Annotated in this window: 3 protein-coding genes; all 3 read right to left on the bottom strand. The window is 71.2% G+C overall.

The window, feature by feature from the left end; translation table 11 throughout:
* Positions 1 to 126, bottom strand: a 126-nt coding sequence (locus tag DAI20_RS19420; protein ID WP_497802636.1) for a uroporphyrinogen decarboxylase family protein, incomplete at its 3' end; no start/stop codon positions are given.
* Positions 127 to 152: 26 nt separating this feature from the next.
* Complete coding sequence (locus DAI20_RS19415) at positions 153 to 392, bottom strand: WGR domain-containing protein (RefSeq protein ID WP_108252884.1); 240 nt, start codon at positions 390 to 392, stop codon at positions 153 to 155.
* A 67-nt stretch (positions 393 to 459) separates the two neighbouring features.
* On the bottom strand, positions 460 to 744 hold a 285-nt coding region (locus tag DAI20_RS19410), incomplete at its 5' end, for a 3-dehydroquinate synthase family protein (RefSeq protein WP_497802635.1).

Raw genomic sequence — 744 nt, 5'->3', positions numbered from 1 at the left:
CGCGCGGTACTCCGGCAGGTAGCGTCCGGCCTGGCGCATCAGCCAGACGGGGGTGCAGTCCACCGGTTCGCGGCGCAGGGCGCGCAGCAGGCGATCATTGCGGAGAGGGCTGGTCACGATGGGCATTCCTTGGACGAAAGTTGGCAGCGGCGTCAGTCGCCGTGCGAAAGGATCTGGAAGCCGCGATGCAGTTCGGCATCGCGGGCCTTCTCGAAAGCATGGTGGGCTTCGTCGGCCTGCAGGAACAGCTCGCGCCGCAGCTGCGAGCGGCTGCCGACGCGACCGCTCTCGCGCAGCAGTTCCCAGCCGCCGAACAGATCCGGCTGCAGGCTCAGGCGCAGGAAGCGCGGTGCCTGCGCACCGGCGTCGGGATGTTGCAGGTAGACGTGCATGGCGCCGATTGTAGCGGGGCCAGGGTGACCCCGGCCGCAACGCGGTCGTGCCGGCGGCTGGCCGGCACTACCGGGACGACAGCACCTTCAGCACCACCGCCTCATCCACATCCGGCACCACTTCGGCGCGGCCCATGCCGCGCCACAGCACCAGGCGCAGGCGGCCGGCCACGTTCTTCTTGTCCAGCCGCATGCGGCCGAGCAGGGCCTGCGGGTCCAGCCCGGCCGGGATCGCCACCGGCAGGCCGAGGTGTTCCAGCAGCGCCTGCAGGCGGGCGCGGTCGGCATCCTCGGCCAGGCCGAGCTCGGTGGACAGCCTTGCGGCCAGCACCATGCCGACCGCTACGGCTTC

Origin of the sequence: Planctomonas deserti (assembly GCF_003067705.1) — a bacterium.
GTDB classification, from domain to species: Bacteria; Actinomycetota; Actinomycetes; order Actinomycetales; family Microbacteriaceae; genus Planctomonas; species Planctomonas deserti.
Note: the sequence above shows the minus strand (reverse complement) of the source record. Positions and strands in the feature narration are given on the sequence as shown.

Excerpts from the sequence above, each read along its gene's own strand:
- DAI20_RS19415 (WP_108252884.1), bottom strand. The coding sequence starts at position 392 with ATGCACGTCTACCTGCAACATCCCGACGCCGGTGCGCAGGCACCGCGC.